Annotated in this window: 17 protein-coding genes; 8 read left to right on the forward strand and 9 right to left on the reverse strand. The window is 75.8% G+C overall.

The annotated features are described in order from the left end of the window. Window positions 1-5 precede the first annotated feature (5 nt). Window positions 6-779, forward strand: a complete 774-nt coding sequence (locus GA0070610_RS13830) for an HAD family hydrolase (RefSeq protein WP_089003485.1) — start codon at window positions 6-8, stop codon at window positions 777-779. A gap of 60 nt (window positions 780-839) precedes the next feature. After that, a complete protein-coding gene (locus GA0070610_RS13835; RefSeq protein WP_089000422.1) occupies window positions 840-1,550 on the forward strand; it encodes a TetR/AcrR family transcriptional regulator in 711 nt (236 codons plus the stop codon). Between the two features lie 130 nt (window positions 1,551-1,680). On the opposite strand, the gene GA0070610_RS13840 is transcribed toward GA0070610_RS13835, so the two are convergent. Beyond that, the gene (locus tag GA0070610_RS13840) at window positions 1,681-2,616 is read right to left on the reverse strand and encodes a diacylglycerol kinase (protein ID WP_089000423.1); all 936 of its coding nucleotides are present in this window, start codon (window positions 2,614-2,616) and stop codon (window positions 1,681-1,683) included. Between the two features lie 244 nt (window positions 2,617-2,860). On the opposite strand from GA0070610_RS13840, the gene lanKC reads away from it, so the two are divergent. From lanKC to GA0070610_RS13865, 5 genes are all read left to right on the forward strand, one after another. Further along, window positions 2,861-5,461: a class III lanthionine synthetase LanKC gene (lanKC, locus tag GA0070610_RS13845; RefSeq protein ID WP_089000424.1), complete on the forward strand. Its 2,601-nt coding sequence runs from the start codon at window positions 2,861-2,863 to the stop codon at window positions 5,459-5,461. Between the two features lie 6 nt (window positions 5,462-5,467). Beyond that, on the forward strand, window positions 5,468-5,587 hold the full coding sequence (locus tag GA0070610_RS13850) for a SapB/AmfS family lanthipeptide (RefSeq protein ID WP_013734295.1): 120 nt from the start codon (window positions 5,468-5,470) through the stop codon (window positions 5,585-5,587). Between the two features lie 71 nt (window positions 5,588-5,658). Continuing rightward, window positions 5,659-5,778 (forward strand): SapB/AmfS family lanthipeptide, encoded by a 120-nt coding sequence (locus GA0070610_RS13855; RefSeq protein WP_089003486.1) that lies wholly within the window; start codon window positions 5,659-5,661, stop codon window positions 5,776-5,778. Window positions 5,779-5,851: 73 nt separating this feature from the next. Continuing rightward, complete coding sequence (locus tag GA0070610_RS13860; RefSeq protein ID WP_089000425.1) at window positions 5,852-7,582, forward strand: ATP-binding cassette domain-containing protein; 1,731 nt, start codon at window positions 5,852-5,854, stop codon at window positions 7,580-7,582. Further along, window positions 7,579-9,438 (forward strand): ATP-binding cassette domain-containing protein, encoded by a 1,860-nt coding sequence (locus tag GA0070610_RS13865; protein WP_089000426.1) that lies wholly within the window; start codon window positions 7,579-7,581, stop codon window positions 9,436-9,438. Before GA0070610_RS13860 ends, GA0070610_RS13865 begins: the two co-directional genes overlap by 4 nt. A 75-nt stretch (window positions 9,439-9,513) precedes the next feature. Here the strand turns inward: GA0070610_RS13865 and GA0070610_RS13870 are convergent, their stop codons facing one another. From GA0070610_RS13870 to GA0070610_RS13900, 7 genes are all read right to left on the reverse strand, one after another. Beyond that, complete coding sequence (locus GA0070610_RS13870) at window positions 9,514-10,092, reverse strand: response regulator transcription factor (RefSeq protein ID WP_089000427.1); 579 nt, start codon at window positions 10,090-10,092, stop codon at window positions 9,514-9,516. A 141-nt stretch (window positions 10,093-10,233) separates the two neighbouring features. Further along, window positions 10,234-10,839, reverse strand: a complete 606-nt coding sequence (locus GA0070610_RS13875) for a response regulator transcription factor (protein WP_231926109.1) — start codon at window positions 10,837-10,839, stop codon at window positions 10,234-10,236. A 561-nt stretch (window positions 10,840-11,400) separates the two neighbouring features. Further along, window positions 11,401-12,351, reverse strand: a complete 951-nt coding sequence (gene tatC, locus GA0070610_RS13880; RefSeq protein ID WP_089000429.1) for a twin-arginine translocase subunit TatC — start codon at window positions 12,349-12,351, stop codon at window positions 11,401-11,403. Between the two features lie 17 nt (window positions 12,352-12,368). Then, entirely contained in the window at window positions 12,369-12,695 is a 327-nt protein-coding gene (tatA, locus tag GA0070610_RS13885; RefSeq protein ID WP_089000430.1) for a Sec-independent protein translocase subunit TatA, read from the reverse strand. A 208-nt stretch (window positions 12,696-12,903) separates the two neighbouring features. After that, window positions 12,904-13,152: a hypothetical protein gene (locus tag GA0070610_RS13890; protein WP_089000431.1), complete on the reverse strand. Its 249-nt coding sequence runs from the start codon at window positions 13,150-13,152 to the stop codon at window positions 12,904-12,906. Between the two features lie 10 nt (window positions 13,153-13,162). Next, complete coding sequence (locus GA0070610_RS13895; RefSeq protein WP_089000432.1) at window positions 13,163-14,212, reverse strand: helix-turn-helix transcriptional regulator; 1,050 nt, start codon at window positions 14,210-14,212, stop codon at window positions 13,163-13,165. Next, window positions 14,209-15,207: a helix-turn-helix transcriptional regulator gene (locus GA0070610_RS13900; RefSeq protein ID WP_089000433.1), complete on the reverse strand. Its 999-nt coding sequence runs from the start codon at window positions 15,205-15,207 to the stop codon at window positions 14,209-14,211. Before GA0070610_RS13900 ends, GA0070610_RS13895 begins: the two co-directional genes overlap by 4 nt. Window positions 15,208-15,409: 202 nt before the next feature. Between GA0070610_RS13900 and GA0070610_RS13905 the strand changes: the two genes are divergently transcribed. Next, on the forward strand, window positions 15,410-16,495 hold the full coding sequence (locus GA0070610_RS13905; protein ID WP_089000434.1) for a DUF3866 family protein: 1,086 nt from the start codon (window positions 15,410-15,412) through the stop codon (window positions 16,493-16,495). Window positions 16,496-16,628: 133 nt separating this feature from the next. Here the strand turns inward: GA0070610_RS13905 and GA0070610_RS13910 are convergent, their stop codons facing one another. After that, window positions 16,629-17,177: a carboxymuconolactone decarboxylase family protein gene (locus GA0070610_RS13910; RefSeq protein ID WP_089000435.1), complete on the reverse strand. Its 549-nt coding sequence runs from the start codon at window positions 17,175-17,177 to the stop codon at window positions 16,629-16,631. Window positions 17,178-17,254 lie beyond the last annotated feature (77 nt).

Below are 17,254 nucleotides of genomic sequence, written 5' to 3' on the forward strand. Positions count from 1 at the left end.
ACGACGTGCCGGATCATGCCGAACCGCCCCACGCCCCGCGCGGCGCCGACGACGCCGTCCGTCCGGATCCGTCCCGCCGGCCGGTGGAGGCGGTCCTGCTCGACTTCCACGGCACCCTGGCCCAGGTGGAGGAGCCCCGGGAGTGGGTCCTCGCCGCCGCGGCCGCCTGCGGGGTGACGCTGGAGCGGATGCGGGCCACCGCGCTGGCCGACCGGTTGCTGACCGCCGGCCGGGCGGGCGGGCCGCTGCCGACCCGGGTGCCGCCCCGGCTGACCGAGCTCTGGGCCGACCGGGATCTCTACCCGCACGCCCACCGGGGCGCCTACACGGGGCTCGCCGAGACCGTGGACGCGGGCATCGAGGGCTTCGCCGAGGCGCTCTACGAGCGGGTGCTGGTGCCCGAGGGTTGGGTGCCCTACCCGGACACCGCCCCGACCCTGGCCGCGCTGCGCGCCGGGGGCGTACGGGTCGCGGTGGTCAGCAACATCGGTTTCGACATCCGGCCGCACTTCGAGGCGTGGGGGCTGGCCGGGCTCGTCGACGCGTTCGTGCTGTCGTACGAGGTGGGGCGCTGCAAGCCCGACCCGGGCATCTTCCTGCGCGCCTGCGGGATGCTCGGCGTCGACCCGGAGCGGACGCTGATGGTCGGTGACACCCCGGCCGACGCGGGCGCCGTGGCGGCCGGGTGCGCGGCGCTGGTGCTGCCGACCGCCGAGGCGGGCCGGGCCAACGGCCTGGGTGCCGTGCTGGACCTGGCCGGGGTCGGCGAGCAGAGCTAACAGGACGTCGACAGCACCGTTAACACGCGGTGCTAACGCGAAAACGTTATCGTCGCTGTCATGATCACCGAGACGTCGCCCCGGGACCGGATCGTCCGGGCCGCCGCAGCGCTGCTCGCCGAGGGAGGCCGCGCGGCGGTCTCCACCCGGGCGGTCGGGCGGGCGGCGGGAGTGCAGGCGCCCACGATCTACCGCCAGTTCGGCGACATGCGGGGGCTGCTGGACGCGGCGGCCAGCTACGGGTTCGCCGCGTACCTGCACGCCCAGGCGGCCGGCGACCTCGCCGGCGACCCCGTCGACGACCTGCGCCGGGGCTGGGACCTGCACGTCGGCTTCGGGGTGACCAACCCGGCGTTCCACGCCCTCATGTACGCCGACCCACGCCCCGGCGAGACCCCGACCGCGACCCGGGTCGCCGCCGACATCCTGCGCCAGCTCGTGCAGCGGGTCGCCGAGACGGGCCGGCTGCGCACGGGCGTCGACGAGGCGACCGAGATGCTGCACGCCACCGCGTGCGGGGTGACCCTCAGCCTGATCCGGACCCCGCCCCCGCAGCGCGATCCGGCCCTGTCGACCCGTACCCGGGAGGCGGTGCTCGCCGCACTGGTCAGCGACTCCGCCGCCGCCCGGGCGACCTCCCGGGCCGACCGTCCGCTCCGGCACGCGGTGGCGCTGCGCGCCGCCCTGGACACGCTCACCACGGACCTCACCACCGCCGAACGCACCCTGCTGGCCGAATGGCTGGACCGCATGACCAGATCCACCCCCTGACCCACGCGTCGATCATGCGCTTCTGGTGCCGGTCTCAGCCGCATCCGCATCCACGGCGTGTGCGGGGCACCGCGACCTCCATGACCGACGCCGTTCGGGCGGGGACGACGCCGGGAGAGCACGCGGCGGGTCAGCGGAGGAGGTGCAGGGCGGCGGGGGCGGCCGTGACGGTCAGTGGGAGGGCCAGGGCGCGCTCGCCGTCGGCGTACGTGGTGATGCCCTCGGCGCTCAGCTCTACCGTACGGGCGCGGTAGCTGCGCACCAGCGGGTGCGCCACATGGGTGCCCCGGTAGATGCGCGGCTTCACCCGCATCAGGGTGCGCCGGTCGAAGCCGCCGCCCACCACCACGTCGAGCAGGCCGTCGGTCGGGTCCGCGTCCGGGCAGATCCGCATGCCACCGCCGTAGCTGGCGCAGTTGCCCACCGCCACCAGCACGGCGTCCACCTCGTGTGCCACCCCGTCGAGGCGCAGCGTGTAGCGGCGCGGGCGCAGCCGGGCCAGCTCCACCAGGATCGCCAGGTCGTAGCGGCGCGGACCGCTCGGCCAGCGCATCCGGTTGGCGCGCTCGTTGACGATCGCGTCGAAGCCGGCGGCGAGCACCGCCCCGTACCAGCGCTGCGTGCCGTCGGCCCCCGTCATCCGGGCCAGGTCCACCGGGCGGGTGCAGCCGTCGCGCAGGGCCGCGGCGATGACGTCGGCGGCGGCGAGCGGGTCGGCCGGGAAGCCGGTGTCGGCCGCGAAGTCGTTGCCGGTGCCGGCGGGCACCGGACCGAACGGGACGGCGGTGCCGGCGACCGCCTGCACCGCGCGGTGCACGGTCCCGTCGCCGCCGACCACGACCAGGGCCGACGCGCCGTCGCGCACGGCCGCGCGGCAGGCCGCCTCGGCCTCGTCGGCGGTGCCGGCGCGCAGCGGGCGTACGGGCCGGCCGGCGGCCGCGAGCCGGTGCAGGACCTGCGGCAGCAACCCTCGGTACCGGCCCCGGCCCGCGGTCGGGTTGGCCAGGACGGCGACGGGCCCGTCGCCGGCGACGGAGGGGTGATCGTCTGCGGTCACGGCGAGCACCGTACCGCCCCCGGCCGGGTGGGGGCACCGCCCACCGTGCCGCCGCTCACCCGCCGACTGGGCACCTCACGACCCGGACGCAACTGACTTTTGTCATGGCCGACCGTGCGGCACGCATTCGTCGTCATGACTGAACGCACTGGAACCGCCATGGCCCGAACGGACAGACTCATATCCGTCGGCAGGCCGAGCACATCGGCCGAACGACAGAGGCATCGACCGAACAGCGGAGGGAGTCGTCACGGTGGACGAGCGTTACGACAGCTACTGCGCCGCCGACCGGCTCTTCTACGATTCCCTCGGCAGCGCGGTCGAGCAGCCCACGTTCGCGGCGGCGCAGCGAGCCGTACCCGACGGCTGGCGCTCCGAGCCGCTCGACGACTGGCTGATCTACGCCCCCGACGGCGGCACGCTGCCCCAGCAGGGCTGGAAGATCCACGTGTCGGCGACGCTGGGCAACGCCGAGCGGGTGCTCGACATCGTCTGGGACTACTGCGTACCGCGGGGCCTGTCCTTCAAGTTCCTCCGCGGCCCGCGCACCCTGCTGCTGCGCAACTCCAAGTACGCCTCCCGGGCGGCCAGCGGCAAGTTCGTCACGGTCTACCCCCGCGACGACGCGGAGCTGGAGCTGGTCTGCAAGGAGCTCGACGAGCTGCTCGCCGGCGAGCCGGGCCCGTACATCCTCAGCGACCTGCGCCACGGCGCCGGCCCGGTGCACGTGCGCTACGGCGGCTTCGCCGCCCGCTACTGCCACTCCCCCGACGGCCAGGTGGTCCCGGCGATCGAGGACGACACGGGCACGCTGGTGCCCGACCGGCGCGACCCCGTGTTCCACGTGCCGTCCTGGGTGACCCTGCCCGACTTCCTCGCCCCGCACCTGGCCGCCCGCAACGCCACCAGCACCGACGAGGTGCCGTACCGGATCGAGAAGGTCATCCACTTCTCCAACGGCGGCGGTCTCTACGTCGGGCGGGACGTGCGCACCGACACCCAGGTCGTGCTGAAGGAGGCCCGGCCGCACGCCGGCCTCGACGCCGACGGCACCGACGCCGTCGCCCGCCTGGCCCGGGAGGCCGACGCGCTGCGCCGCCTCGCCGACCTGCCCCAGGTGCCCCGGGTGCACGACGAGTTCACCCTCGGCGAGCACCGGTTCCTCGCGCTGGAGTTCGTCGAGGGCCGCGCGCTGAACAAGGTGCTGGTCGACCGGTACCCGCTGATCGACGCCGACGCCACGGACGCCGACCGTGCCGAGTACACCCGGTGGGCGCTGGACGTGCACCGGCAGGTCGAGGAGGTCGTCACGGCGATCCACGACCGCGGCCTGGTCTACGGCGACCTGCACCTGTTCAACGTCATGGTCCGCCCGGACGACCGGATCGCGCTGGTCGACTTCGAGGTCGCCGCGCCGATCGACGGTCACCGCCGGCCTGGCCTGCGCAACCAGGGCTTCGCCGCACCCCGGGACCGCACCGGTCCCGCCGTCGACCGGTACGCCCTGGCCTGCCTGCGGCTGGCGCTGTTCCTGCCGCTGACCCAGCTCGTCCGGCTCGGGCCGGACAAGGCCGCGCACCTGGCCGACGTGATCGCCGCGCACTTCCCGGTGCCGAGGGACCTCCTCGACGCCGCCGTACGGGAGATCACCGGCACCGAGGCGGCGGACGCCGGGCCGGCCCCCGACCTCAGCGTCGACGTCGGGCCGGCCCACCGGGACCGCCTCGCCCGGGCGATCCTCGCCAGCGCGACACCCCAGCGGGACGACCGGCTCTTCCCCGGTGACATCGAGCAGTTCCGCAGCGGCGGGCTCAACCTCGCCCACGGCGCGGCCGGCGTCCTGTACGCCCTGCACGTCAGCGGCGCCGGGCAATGGCCGGAACACGAGCGGTGGCTGGTCCGCCACGCCACCGCGCCCGCCTCCGGCACCCGGTGCGGCTTCTACGACGGCCTGCACGGCGTGGCGTACGCACTGGAGGCGCTCGGCCGCCGGCAGGACGCCCTCGACGTGCTCGACATCTGCCTGCGCCAGCCGCTCGACGGCCTGGACCACAGCCTCTCCAGCGGCCTCTCCGGCATCGCGCTCAACCTGGCCGAGCTGGCCGGGCGCACCGGCGAGCCGGCCCTGCGCGACGCGGCCTGGCGGGTCGCCGAGCGGGTGGTCGACCAGCTCGCCGACGACCCGGGGCCGGACATCAGCGGTGGACGCAACCCGTACGCCGGGCTGCTGCGCGGCAGGACCGGGCCGGCGCTGCTGCTGGTGCGGCTGCACGAGCTGACCGGCGAGCAGTCCCTGCTGGACCACGCCGCCACGGCCCTGCGCCAGGACCTGCGCCGCTGCGTGGTACGCCCCGACGGCGCGCTGGAGGTCAACGAGGGCTGGCGCACCATGCCCTACCTCGGGCAGGGCAGCGTCGGCATCGGGCTGGTGCTCGACGAGTACCTGCGCCACCGCGCCGACGAGCGTTTCGCCGAGGCCAGCGCCGGCGTACGCCGCGCCGCCCGGTCCCCGTTCTACGCGCAGTCCGGCCTCTTCGCCGGGCGGGCCGGGATCGTGGCCTACCTGGCGGCGTACCCCGACGATCCGCAGCGCCGCCGCGAACGCGACGCCCAGGTGGCCCGGCTGGCCTGGCACGCCCTGCCCTACGGCGACGGCACCGCGTTCCCGGGCGAGCAGCTGCTGCGGCTGTCCATGGACCTCGGCACCGGCACCGCCGGCGTGCTGCTGGCCCTGGCCGCCGCACGGCCCGACGACCCGGTGAGCCTGCCGTTCCTCGCGCCCCTGGCGGGCGCCCCCGACTCCCTCGCCTCGGCGAGGGCGACCGACCCGACCGACCAGCACGGAAGGAGGTGACACGACATGGCGCTTCTGGACCTCCAGGGCCTCGAGATGGCCCCCGCCGACCGCACCGGCGGCGGAAGCCGGGCGAGCCTGCTGCTCTGCGGCGACAGCTCGCTGTCCGTCACGACCTGCAACTGAACCGAACGCCTTCACCGGCGACATGCAGGGCACGACCATCCGACCGACCAGCACACAAGGAGATGATCGACATGGCGCTTCTCGACCTTCAGGGCATGGAGATGGCCCCCGCCGACCGCACCGGCGGCGGCAGCCGCGCGAGCCTGCTGCTCTGCGGCGACAGCTCGCTGTCCGTCACGACCTGCAACTGATCAGGTCATCACGCGAGGCCCTGGGCGGATGGACGTGTCCGCCCAGGGCCGCACGTCTTCTGCGGGAGGACCGATGCGGACGCCGACCGGCTCCGACCGGCTGCTGCGCCGGGTGGTCCGCGACGGCGGCGGATGGACGGTCCTGCTCGGCGCGGTGGCGCTCACCGGCGCCGCCGCCGAACTCGCCCTGCCCGCCGCGCTCGGGCTCGCGGTCGACGCCGCCGTCGCCGGCGACGGTGGCGCCTGGTGGCCGGCCGCCGCCTGCGGCCTGATCGCCGTCCTCATGCTCACCGACATCCTCGGCGACGTGGCCAGCGGATACGGCGCGGCCCGGGCAACCGCGCGGCTTCGCCGGCGCCTGCTGCGTCACCTCTTCGCCTGCGACGTGCGCACCGTCCGCCGCCATCCGGTGGGCGACCTGGTCGGCCGACTCGTCGGGCAGGCCGCCGACGCCGGGCAGGCGGGCACCGCCGTGGTACTGGGCGTCGTCGCGCTGCTTCCTCCGGTCGGCAGCGTCGTGGCGCTCACCCTGCTCGAACCGCTGCTCGGCCTCACCCTCCTCGGCGGGCTGGCCCTGCTCACGCTGCTCATGCGCGCCTTCGTCACGGACGCCTCCGCCGCCGTGGCCGGCTACCAGCGGGTGCTGGGGGACATCGCCGGCCGGCTGCTGGAGGCTCTCGGCGGTGCCCGCACCATCGCCGCCGCCGCGACCGTCGACCGGGAACGCGACCGGGTGCTCGCGGCCCTGCCGGAACTGCGCGGGTACGGCCTGCTCAGCTGGCGGTTGCTGGCCAGGGCGAGCGCCCGCACCGCCGCCGTCGGCCCGCTGCTCCAGGTGGCCGTCGTGGCCGTCGGCGGGTACGCGCTGACCGTCGGCTGGCTCACCCCCGGCCAGCTCGTCGCCGCCGTGCAGTACGCGGCCCTCGGCGCCGGGCTCGGCGCGATGCTGGCCACCCTGAACCGGCTGGTGCGCAGCCGCGCGGCGGCCAGCCGGATCGCCGAACCGCTGGCCCACCCGGTACGCCCCGACGGCACCGAGCCGCTGCCGCCCGGGCGGGGGGAACTGCGGCTGCGCGGGGTGGGCGTACGCGCCGACGACGGGCGAACGGTCCTCGACGGGATCGACCTGACCGTACCGGCGGGCGCCACGCTGGCCGTCGTCGGCCGCTCCGGCGCCGGCAAGTCGACCCTCGCCGCGGTGGCCGGCCGGCTGCACGACCCGGACAGCGGCGAGGTGCTGCTGGACGGGGTGCCGCTGCGCCGGCTCGCCCCGCCCGCGCTGCGCCGGGCCGTCGGCCACGCCTTCGACCGGCCCGTCCTGGTCGGCGAGACGGTGCACGACGCGATCGGGCTCGGCCTGCCCGCCACGGCGGCACGACCGCCCGCCGACGCCGCACCGGCCACCCCTGCGGTGCTGGCCGCGGCGCGCGCGGCGCAGGTCGCCGACGTCGTCGCCCGGCTGCCCGAGGGCTTCCGCACCCGGCTGGCGGACGCGCCGTTCTCCGGCGGCGAGACGCAGCGCCTCGGGCTGGCCCGCGCGTTCCCCGCCGAGCGGCTGCTCATCCTCGACGACGCCACGTCCAGCCTCGACACCGCCACCGAGCACCGCATCGCCCGCGCCGTGGCGACCGGCGCCGGCGGCCGTACCCGACTCGTGGTGACCCACCGCGCCGCGACGGCGGCGGCGGCCGACCTGGTGGCGTGGCTCGACGGCGGGCGGCTGCGGGCCGTGGCGCCACACCGGCGGCTCTGGTCCGACCCGGCCTACCGGGCGGTCTTCGCGCCCGGCGGGGACGCCCGATGAGCGGCCCCGGCGTACGCCGGACCACCTGGGCGGCGCTGCGGGCCCGCCGCCGGGCGCTGGGCCGGCTGGCCGCCTGGTCGGCCGTCGAGGCCCTGCCGGCGCTGCTCGGCGGCGCGCTCGTGGCCCGGGCCGTGGACCGGGGCTTCCTGGCCGGCCAGTTCGGCACCGGGCTGGCCTGGCTGGCCGGGCTCGCCGCGGCGGTACTGGTCGGCGCGGCGGCCAGCGGCCGGGTGTACCGCAGCCTCGGGGCCGTGGTCGAGCCGTTCCGCGACGACCTCGCCGCCCGGGTGGTGTGGGGGGCGCTGCGCGACGCCACCCGGGCCGGCGGCCGGGCGGACAGCGCATCCGTGGCCCGGCTGACCCATCAGGTCGAGGTGGTCCGGGACACCTTCGGCGGGCTGCTGCTGGTGGTCCGCGGGTTCCTGTTCACCGCCGGCGCGGCGCTGCTCGGCCTGTTCGCCCTGGCCCCACCGCTGGCGGGCGCGGTGGCCGCCCCGCTGCTGGTGGGGCTGGCCGTGTTCGCCGCGTCGCTGCCGGCCATGGTGGCGCACCAGCGGGCGCAGGTGAGCGCCGGCGAGCGGCTCGGCCGCTCGGCCGCGTCGGCGCTGGCCGGGCACCGCGACGTCGTGGCCTGCGGCGCGCAGGAGCGCGTGGTGTCCGACGTGGACCGGCGGGTCACGGCGCAGGCCGACGCGGAGCGGACGCTGGCCCGGATGGCGGCGCTGCGCAGCCTCAGCCTCGGGGTGGGCGGCTGGCTGCCCGTCGTGGTGCTGGTGCTGGCCGCGCCGTGGCTGGTCCGGCAGGGGCTCAGCGCCGGGGCCGTGCTGGGCGCGCTGGTCTACGTCACCACCGGGCTGCAACCGGCCCTGCACGCCGTGGTGCAGGGCGTCGGCGGGGGCGGTCTGCGCTACGCCGTCACCCTGGACCGGATCCTGCGCACCAGCCCGCCCCCGGGGCCCGCTCCCCTGCCGTCCACCCGCCCGGCGGCCGACGGCGCCCCGGCCACCGACGGCGACGCCGGGCCGGCGACCCGCTCCGACGCCGCGTCGTCTCCCCCCGCCGCCGGCCCGGCGCCCCGCACCGGCCCGGCCGGGGAAGCCGGCAGCGTGCCGCCGGCGGTCGCGCTGCGGGGGCTGACCTTCCGGTACGGCCCGCACGCCCGCCCCGTCCTGACCGACCTCACCCTGACCGTGGCGGCCGGCGAACACGTGGCCGTGGTGGGGCCGAGCGGCGCCGGCAAGTCCACCCTGGCCGCCCTGGTCTCCGGGCTCGTGCCACCGGAGTCCGGCACGGTCCACCTGGCCGGCGTGCCGACCGCCGGCACCGCGCCGCAGGAACTGGCCCGGCTGCGGGTCCTCCTGCCGCAGGAGGCGTACGTGCGCACCGGTTCCCTCGGCGACAACCTGCGCTACCTGCACCCCGGGGTGGACGACGCGACGGTCCTGGCCGCCGTACGCACCCTCGGCGCCGGTCCCCTGCTGAGCCGCCTCGGTGGCCTCGACGCCGACCTCGACCCCGCCGCCCTCTCCGCCGGGGAGCGCCAACTCGTCGCCGCGGTCCGGGCCTACCTGGCCCCCGCGCCGCTGGTGATCCTCGACGAGGCGACGTGTCACCTGGACCCGACCCTGGAGGCGACCGTCGAGCACGCCTTCGCCCACCGGGGCGGCACCCTGGTGGTGATCGCGCACCGGATCAGCTCGGCGACCCGCGCCCGCCGGGTGGTGGTCTTCGACGGCGACCGGCCCCTCGTCGGCACCCACGACGACCTGCTGCTCCGCTCGCCCGTCTACCGTGAGCTGGTCGGGCACTGGGAGGACGTGGCACCGCCGGCCCGCGTGCCGCTCGGCCGGCCCTGAGCACCCGCCGACGCCACCGTTCTCGATCCAGGCGCGGGTGCGACGGCGATCCGGTCGCGGGTGCCGGGGCGGTCGTCAGATCCAGCCGGCCTCGCGGGCGACCCGCACGGCCTCCACCCTCGTGCGCGCGCCCGCCTTGCGGGCTATCCGGCCCAGGTGGTTGCGTACGGTCCCCGGGGCGAGCCCGAGCGTCCGGGCGACCTCCACGACCGGCGCCCCGGCCGCGGTCAGGTCGAGGATCTCGGTCTCCCGCGAGGTGAGCGGGCTGTCGCGGCTCAGTGCCGCCATCACCAGGTCGGCGTCGACCACCGACTCGCTGCGGGCCAGCCGCCGGATGCCGTCCACCACCCGGTGCGGGGAGACGTCGCTACCGAGGATCCCGACGGTGCGCCCCGGCACGAAGACCCGGTGCAGGCTGCGTGCCCGGCGTCGGTCGGCCAGCACCAGCAGCGGGCACCTCCCCGCCACCCCCGCCTCGCCGATGAGGTCGAGGTCCACGACCGCGACGTCGGGACGCTGCGTCCGGACCGCCGGCGGCAGGTCGTCGCCCCGGTCCAGTTCGGCCACCACGCTGATGTCCGCCTCGGCGGCGAGGACGAGCGACAGTGCGCCACGGACCAGGGCACCGTCGAGAGCGAGCAGCGTACGGATCACCGTCGATCCTCCGGAAACGTCGTCAGACAGATCACGGACCGTCAGAATTCAAACACGTTACGGCGCTCTCCGCTCGGCGAGCGCGGCGACCGTCCAAGCCGGACGAAGGACGCGGCGACGCTGGCGCCCGGGGCGGGCCCGCTACAGCCAGCCGTCGCGTCGGGCGCGCCACACCGCCTCCATCCGGTTGCGCGCGCCGGTCTTGCGCATGACCGCCGACAGGTGGTTGCGTACCGTCCCGTGCGCCAGGTAGAGCCGGCGGGCGATCTCCTTGAGCGGCAGGCCCTCCGCGGCGACGCGCAGCACCTCCACCTCGCGGCGCGTCAGCGGGCTCGACGCGGGCCGTAGCGCCGTCACGGCGGCGTCCGCGTCGATGACCTTCCCGCCGGCCGCGAGTTCCCGTACGGCGCCGACCAGCGCCTCCAACGAGGCGTCCTTGCCGACCAGGCCCCGTACGCCGGCGGCCAGCAGGTCCCCGATGAGCTGCTGGCTCCACCGCCGCCCCATGGCGAGCACGGCGGTGTCGGGCATGGCATCGGTGATGTGGGCGACGACCTGGACCGGGTGCGGGGCGTCCGGCGCCAGGTCCACCAGTACCACGTCCGGCCGGTGCCGGCGCACCAGGGCGGGCAGGTCCTCCACCCCGGTCACCTCGGCGGCGACCTCGATGTCCTCCTCGCTCGACAGTGCCGCGCACAGGGCGGTGCGCAGCAGTCCCATCTCCTCGACAACGACGACGCGGATCAACGCGTTAGCTCCGATCTGGGGTGCGGGGGCGGCGGTCGGTCCCGTTGACGGGACCCGGCAGGCCGGCCGGAGGGAACGACTGGATCAAGTAGCGCGACAGACGGCGATCGGACGGTCAGGGGCGTTCGGGCGGCCCGGCGCGCCGGGATGCGGCCGGAGGGGCCGGACGACCGCGCGGGTGGGCCGCCGGGCCTCAGCCGGGGCGGGCACTCACCCCGGGAAACCGGTCGCCCGGGGCGAGCAGCGGCCCGCCGTCAGTCCTCGTCGAGCGCACGACGGACCGGGCGACGGACACGCCGCACCCCCGCAGCCGGGAGGTGGTCTCGACCCCGGCCACGGGTGGACGACGAAACGTCGGGCGACGCACTGGACAGCGACCTCCCTCGTCGGGCACGTCGACACATCGTAAAGATCTGCTTACCCGATTGCAGCTCGTGGATGCCTCGTGACGGATTGCCGACTGCGGGCTGACGGCTGGCGCGGCATGCGTTAAGGGCGCCAACGGAACAAGCCCCCCGGCGAGGGAGGGCTTGGTCCGTGCGGCACGAGGACGACCGGCGGTCAGGTCATGTCGTCGTAGCGGCGGTCGATCGGCGCCGGCGCGGCGACCGGCTCCGGGGCGGTGATCGGCGCGCTCGCGTCCACCCGCTGCCCGGCCTCCACCGGCTCGGGGTCGAGCGTCAGCGGCGAGACCTCGTCGTCGTCGATGCCGGCGTAGATCTCCTTGCCACGTCCCTTGCGCTTGTCGTTGATGAACGCGACACCGACCGCCGCGAAGTAGAGCGCGCAGAGACAGAGCGCCAGCGCGGTCATCCCGAACGGGTCGGGGGTCGGCGTGACCACGGCGGAGAACGCGAAGAACACGAACACCGCGACCCGCCACCAACTGAGCAGCCGCTTCGCGCTGGCGATGCCGACGAAGTTCAGCATCAACACCAGCAGCGGAAACTCGAACGCCACTCCGAACAGCAGAATCAGGTTGGTGACGAACGAGACGTAACGGGTGATGTCCAGGGTCGTGTTGATGTCGCTGCCGGAGATGTCCAGCAGGAACTCCAGACCCTTCGCGGTCACGAAGTACGCCAGCACCGCGCCGGCGGCGAACAGCGGCGCCGCCAGCGCGGTGAAGAGGTACGCGTAGCGCCGCTCGTGCCGGTGCAGGCCGGGCGCGATGAACGCCCAGAGCTGGTAGAGCCAGACCGGCGCGGCGATGATCAGCCCGACCCAGAGCCCGATCTTCAGGTTGAGCAGGAACAGGTCGGCCGGGCCGAGCTGGACGAAGTCGCAGGCGCCGTTGGTCGTCCGTGCCTGCGGCAGATCGCAGTAGGGCCGCTTCAGCACGTTCAGCACCGGCCCGGCGAGCCAGATGCCGAAGCCGAAGCCGACTAGGATCGCCAGCGACGCCTTGAACAGCCGGTTGCGCAGCTCGCGAATGTGCTCGATGAGCGTCATCGAGCCGTCGGCGGCCCGCACGAAGCTGCTCGGGCCGCGCTTCTTTAGGGCGAAGGCCACGGTCTCGGGCCCTTCGGTCAGTTGTCGCGGACGCGCTGCACCGGGTCGTTGACCGGGGGTGCGTACGGCTGCTGCTGCGGGGTGACGTGCGGCTGCTGGCCGGGGGGCGGCGGCGCGTACGGCTGGCCCTGGACGGTCTGCGGCGGGAGCGGCTGGTAGCCGGACTGCGCGTCGGCCTTCTCCGCGAGGTCGCGGTCGTCGTCGTGCAGGCTCTTGGTCTCGGCCTTGATGATCCGCAGCGACCGGCCCAGCGAACGGGCCGCGTCAGGGAGCCGCTTCGCGCCGAAGAGCAGGATCAGCACGACCACGAGTACGGCGATGTGCCACGGCTTGAGGGCACCCATGGGAAGCTCCAGTCGCTCTGTGTCGTCGTGAGGGGTGTACCGCAGCCCATCGTACGTGCGCCGACGGCCGTTGCCACCCGCCGGGTGATGGTGGTTCGTCCCGGCCGGTGAAGTCTTGACCAACACGGAGCGTCCCGTCAACCACCTGCCGCCGGATCGTTCCTGCGTGCAACCGGGCCGCTTCGCGCAGGAACCGGGCACAGAACGATCAGCCGCCGCGTTTCGCCTTGATCACGGCCATCCGCCGCTGGGCGGTGTCGAGCTGCTCCTGGAGGGCCTCCGCCCGCGCCTGGAGGGTCTCGGCGGTCGCCCGCAGCGCCTCCGCCTCGCCCGCCCGGCGTTGCAGGGCCACGGCCGCGCGACGCAGTCGGGGCAGCCGCGTCAGCACCGGCCGCAGGGCCAGGACGAACACGACGAGCGCGAACAGCACCACCGCGAGCACGATCCACTTCACCACGGCGGCCAGCCTACTGGGTGCCCACGGTCACCGCCGGGTCGGCCGGCGACACCGCCCGCGCCGTGGCCGCGACGCCCGCCGGCCCGCGCGGCGAGGCGTACGCGTCGAGGGCCGCGACCGCCGCGGCCCGGACCTGCTCGGCCAGCTCGACCGGCGCGACCACCGCCACGTCCGGACCCAGACCCAGCACGAAGCGGCGGGCCCAGCCCAGGTCGGTGACCCGCAGCGAGACCAGCCAGTGGTCGCCGTCACCGGCCTCGACCCGCTCGCACGGGTAGTACTCGGTCAGCCACCGCTCGCCCCGACCGATGCGCAGCGTGATCAGCGGCAGGTCGGGCGACGGGCGGAACACGCCTTCGGTGAGGTCGTGCGGGCGGGCCTGCGGCGGCACGACGGCCCGCTCGTCCAGCTCGGTGACCGCGTCGATGCGGTCGGCCCGGAACAGCCGCACCGCCTCCGCCCGGCGGCACCACGCCTCCACGTACGCCCGCCCGCCGACCATGAGCATGCGCAGCGGGTCGACGACCCGCTCGGTGGTCTCGTCCCGCGCGGCCGTGTAGTAGGTGATGCGCAGCGCCCGGCCGCTCTCGACGGCCGACCGCAGCTCCTCCACCCGTCGGGTGTCGGCGGGCAGCCGGACCTCGACCGGCGCCGCCACCAGGTCACCGGCCGCGTGCTCGATCTTCGCCAGGGCCCGCTCGACGGCCTCCCGGTTGGTCACCCCGGGCGTCTCGGCAAGCATCCGCAGCGCCACCACCAACGCGAGGGCCTCGTCGGGGGTGAGCCGCAGCGGCCGGTCGATGCCGGCGTCGTAGGTGATCGTCACCCGGTCGCCGTCGAAGGCCATGTCGATCAGGTCACCCGGGCCGTAGCCGGGCAACCCGCACACCCACAGCAGCTCCAGGTCCTCGCGCAGCTGCCGCTCGGTGACGCCCAGGTCCCCCGCCGCCTCGGCTAGCTCGATGCCGGGCCGGGCCAGCAGGTAGGGCACCAGGTTCAGCAGCCGGGCCAGCCGGTCGGCCGACGCGCGGGAGCCGCCCCGGGCGGCCGGGCGGGTCACCGGACACCCCCGGCGACCGCGAGGTCCTCGTGCCGCGCGGCGATTTCCTTGAGTCGCTGGATCACCGCGTCACGCACCTCGGGGGGATCGAGCACCCGCACGTCCGGACCGTAGCCGACGAGCTGCCCGGCGAGGACGTCCACGTCGGCGTACGGCAGCACCAGCCGGTCGCCGTCGGGCCCGGCGGTGACGCCGACCGCCCAGCGGCGCAGCCCGGCGGCGCGCCCGGCGGCGACCAGCACGGTGGCCCGTCCGGTGCGTTCCGTCGGCCCCGACCAGCGGGCCACGTGGCTGATCAGGTCGACCCCGGCCGGCGGCTCGTAGCCCCCCGGGGCGCCGGTCGCCCGGACCGTGCCGACCACCCGGGACAGCCGGAAGCAGCGCGTCGCCGCGCGGTCGAGGTCGTGCCCGACCACGTACCAGCGGCCCCGCCAGCAGACCACGCCCCACGGCTGGAGGCGGCGACGGGTCGGGTCGTCGCGGTCGGGGACCCGGTAGTCGAAGCTGACCTCGCGCCGGTCCCGGGCGGCCGCGGTGAGCGGCGCGAACGCCGGGTCCACCGTCACCATCGGCTCCAGGCCCAGCGTGGCCTGCGGATCCACGTCGACGCCGGCGGCACGCAGCTTCGCCAGCCCCGAGGAGGCGGCGGCGGCCAGGCCGGCGTGCTGCCACAGCCGGGCGGCGATGCCGACGGCGGCGGCCTCGTCCGGTTCGAGGGGGATGTCGGGCAGCGCGTACTCCCGGTGGGCGATCCGGTAGCCGGGCTCCGCGTCGAAGACGCTGGCCGTCCCGGTCTCCAGCGGCACGCCCAGCTCACGCAGCTCGGCCTTGTCCCGCTCGAACTTACGCTGGAATGCCTCGTGGTCACGCGCGTCGTCCGGATCGTGCTCGTAGCCGGGCACGGTCGCGGCGATCTGCGCGGCGGTCAGGAACCGTCGCGTGGACAGCAGGCAGATAACCAGGTTGACCAGGCGTTCGGTGCGGGTCCGCGACACGCGGTAGACGCTAGCAGCCCACGCGCCGCGCCCGTGCACCCACGCGGGCAGGACGTGGGGCGCGTCGCGACCGGCCGGCCCCGCCGTACGCCGGGCGGCGGGCGCCGGGCGGCGGGCCGGCGACGAGCGGGAGTCGGACGGCTCCGGCGGCTGACCCGCCCCGGGCGCGCCCGCCACGGGCGGCGACGCTAGCGTGCCGGGCATGGTGCGATGGCGGTCGGGAACGGTGACGGCGCTGCGGCGGCAGTGGACCGGGGCGGTGGAACTGGACGTCGACCTGCCCGACGGCGCCACCGTACGGGCCCTGGCCTATCCCGCGCTCGTCGGCCGGCCCGAGCCCGGCGACCGGGTCCTGCTCAACGCCGGCGCGCTGCTGATGGGCCTCGGCACCGGCGGGTACGCCCTGGTGGTCGCGCTGCCCGACCGGCTGCCGCCGGACCCGCCGCAGGCCCTCGACAGTCGCGACGCCGGCCACCTGGTCAAGGCCCGCTACACCCCGTTGCAGCCGATCCTGCTCGGCGTCGACGAGGAGGCCTCGCCGCACCGGGAGGTCATGGCCGCCGCCGACGACCTGGCCGGCCTGCCCGTCGTCACCGCCGACCTGCACTCCGCGCTGCCGGCGATCCTGGCCGGCATCCACGCCGACGCCCCCGCCGCCCGGGTGGCGTACCTGCTGACGGACGGCGGCGCCCTGCCGGCCTGGTTCTCCCGCACCCTCGCCGGGCTGCGCGAGCACCTCGTCGGCACGGTCACCGTCGGCCAGTCCTTCGGCGGGGACCTGGAGGCGGGCACCGTGCACAGCGGGTTGCTGGCCGCCCGGCACGTCCTGGGCGCCGACGTCGCGATCGTCGCCCAGGGGCCGGGCAACCTGGGCACCGGCACCCGGTGGGGCTTCTCGGGGGTGGCCGTCGGCGAGGCCGTCAACGCCGTCGCCACGCTGGGCGGGCGCCCGGTCGGCTCGCTGCGGATCTCCGACGCCGACCCCCGGCCCCGGCACCGGGGCGTGTCGCACCACAGCCTCACCGCGTACGGCCGGGTGGCCCTCGCCCCCGCCGAGCTGGTGGTGCCCGACGGCCTGGCCCCGGCGCTGGCCGGCGAGGTGGACGCGGCGCTGGCGCCGCTGGCGGCGCGGCACACCCTCGTCCGGGTGCCGACCGACGGGCTCGACGCCGCGCTGCGGGCCGCGCCCGTCGCGCTGTCCACCATGGGCCGGGGCCTCGACGCCGACCACGCCTACTTCCTGGCCGCCGCCGCGGCCGGCCGGCACGCCGCGCGCCTGCTGACCTGAGCTGCCCGACGCCCCGCCCCGCGACGCTGCTCCACGCGCGCGGGGGCGGGCGGCTCGACGGCGGACGGATCGCCCGACCCGCCCGACGGACCGGCCTCGACGGCGCGCCGGGGCGGGCCCGACGGCGCTGCGGTCAGCTCGTGCCGTAGCCGTAGCGCACGATGTGCTCGGCGGTCCGCTCGTAGACCCCCGGGTCCTCCGGGGCCAGCGTGCCCAGCCCGTCGACGTACCGGTTGAACATGCAGAACGCCGCCGCGATCAGGACCGTGTCGTGGATCTCCAGATCCGTCGCGCCGGCGACCCGGGCGGCCTTGACCAGCTCCGCCGTCACGTCACGGCCGCTGCGCTGCACCGCGCCGGCGATCTCCAGCAGCGCCCGCAGCTTGTCGCTGACCTCGGCGGTCGCCGGATCGGCGCGCACCTGGTCGACCAGCCGCATGCCCGAGGGGAGCTGCGCCGCCGCGAACGCCGAGTGCGACGCGCAGCAGAACCGGCACTCGTTGAGCCCCGACACGTACGCCGCGATCAGCTCCCGCTCGCCGGGCGTCAGCGTCGGGTGCGGGGCGCGCAGCAGCGTCTCCGCGAGCTCGTTGAGCGGCTTGGCCGTCTCGGGGCGGAACCGCATCGGACCGTTGATGCCCGGATGTGCCCGCTCGTCGAGACCAAGGTCGATGTGTGCCATGCCGCCACCCTCCCTGCCGCGACCACGCGGCGTGCGCGGCCGGTCACCGGAAACGCCGAACGGCACCACGGTTCCAG

Source organism: Micromonospora echinofusca, from assembly GCF_900091445.1.
GTDB classification, from domain to species: Bacteria; Actinomycetota; Actinomycetes; order Mycobacteriales; family Micromonosporaceae; genus Micromonospora; species Micromonospora echinofusca.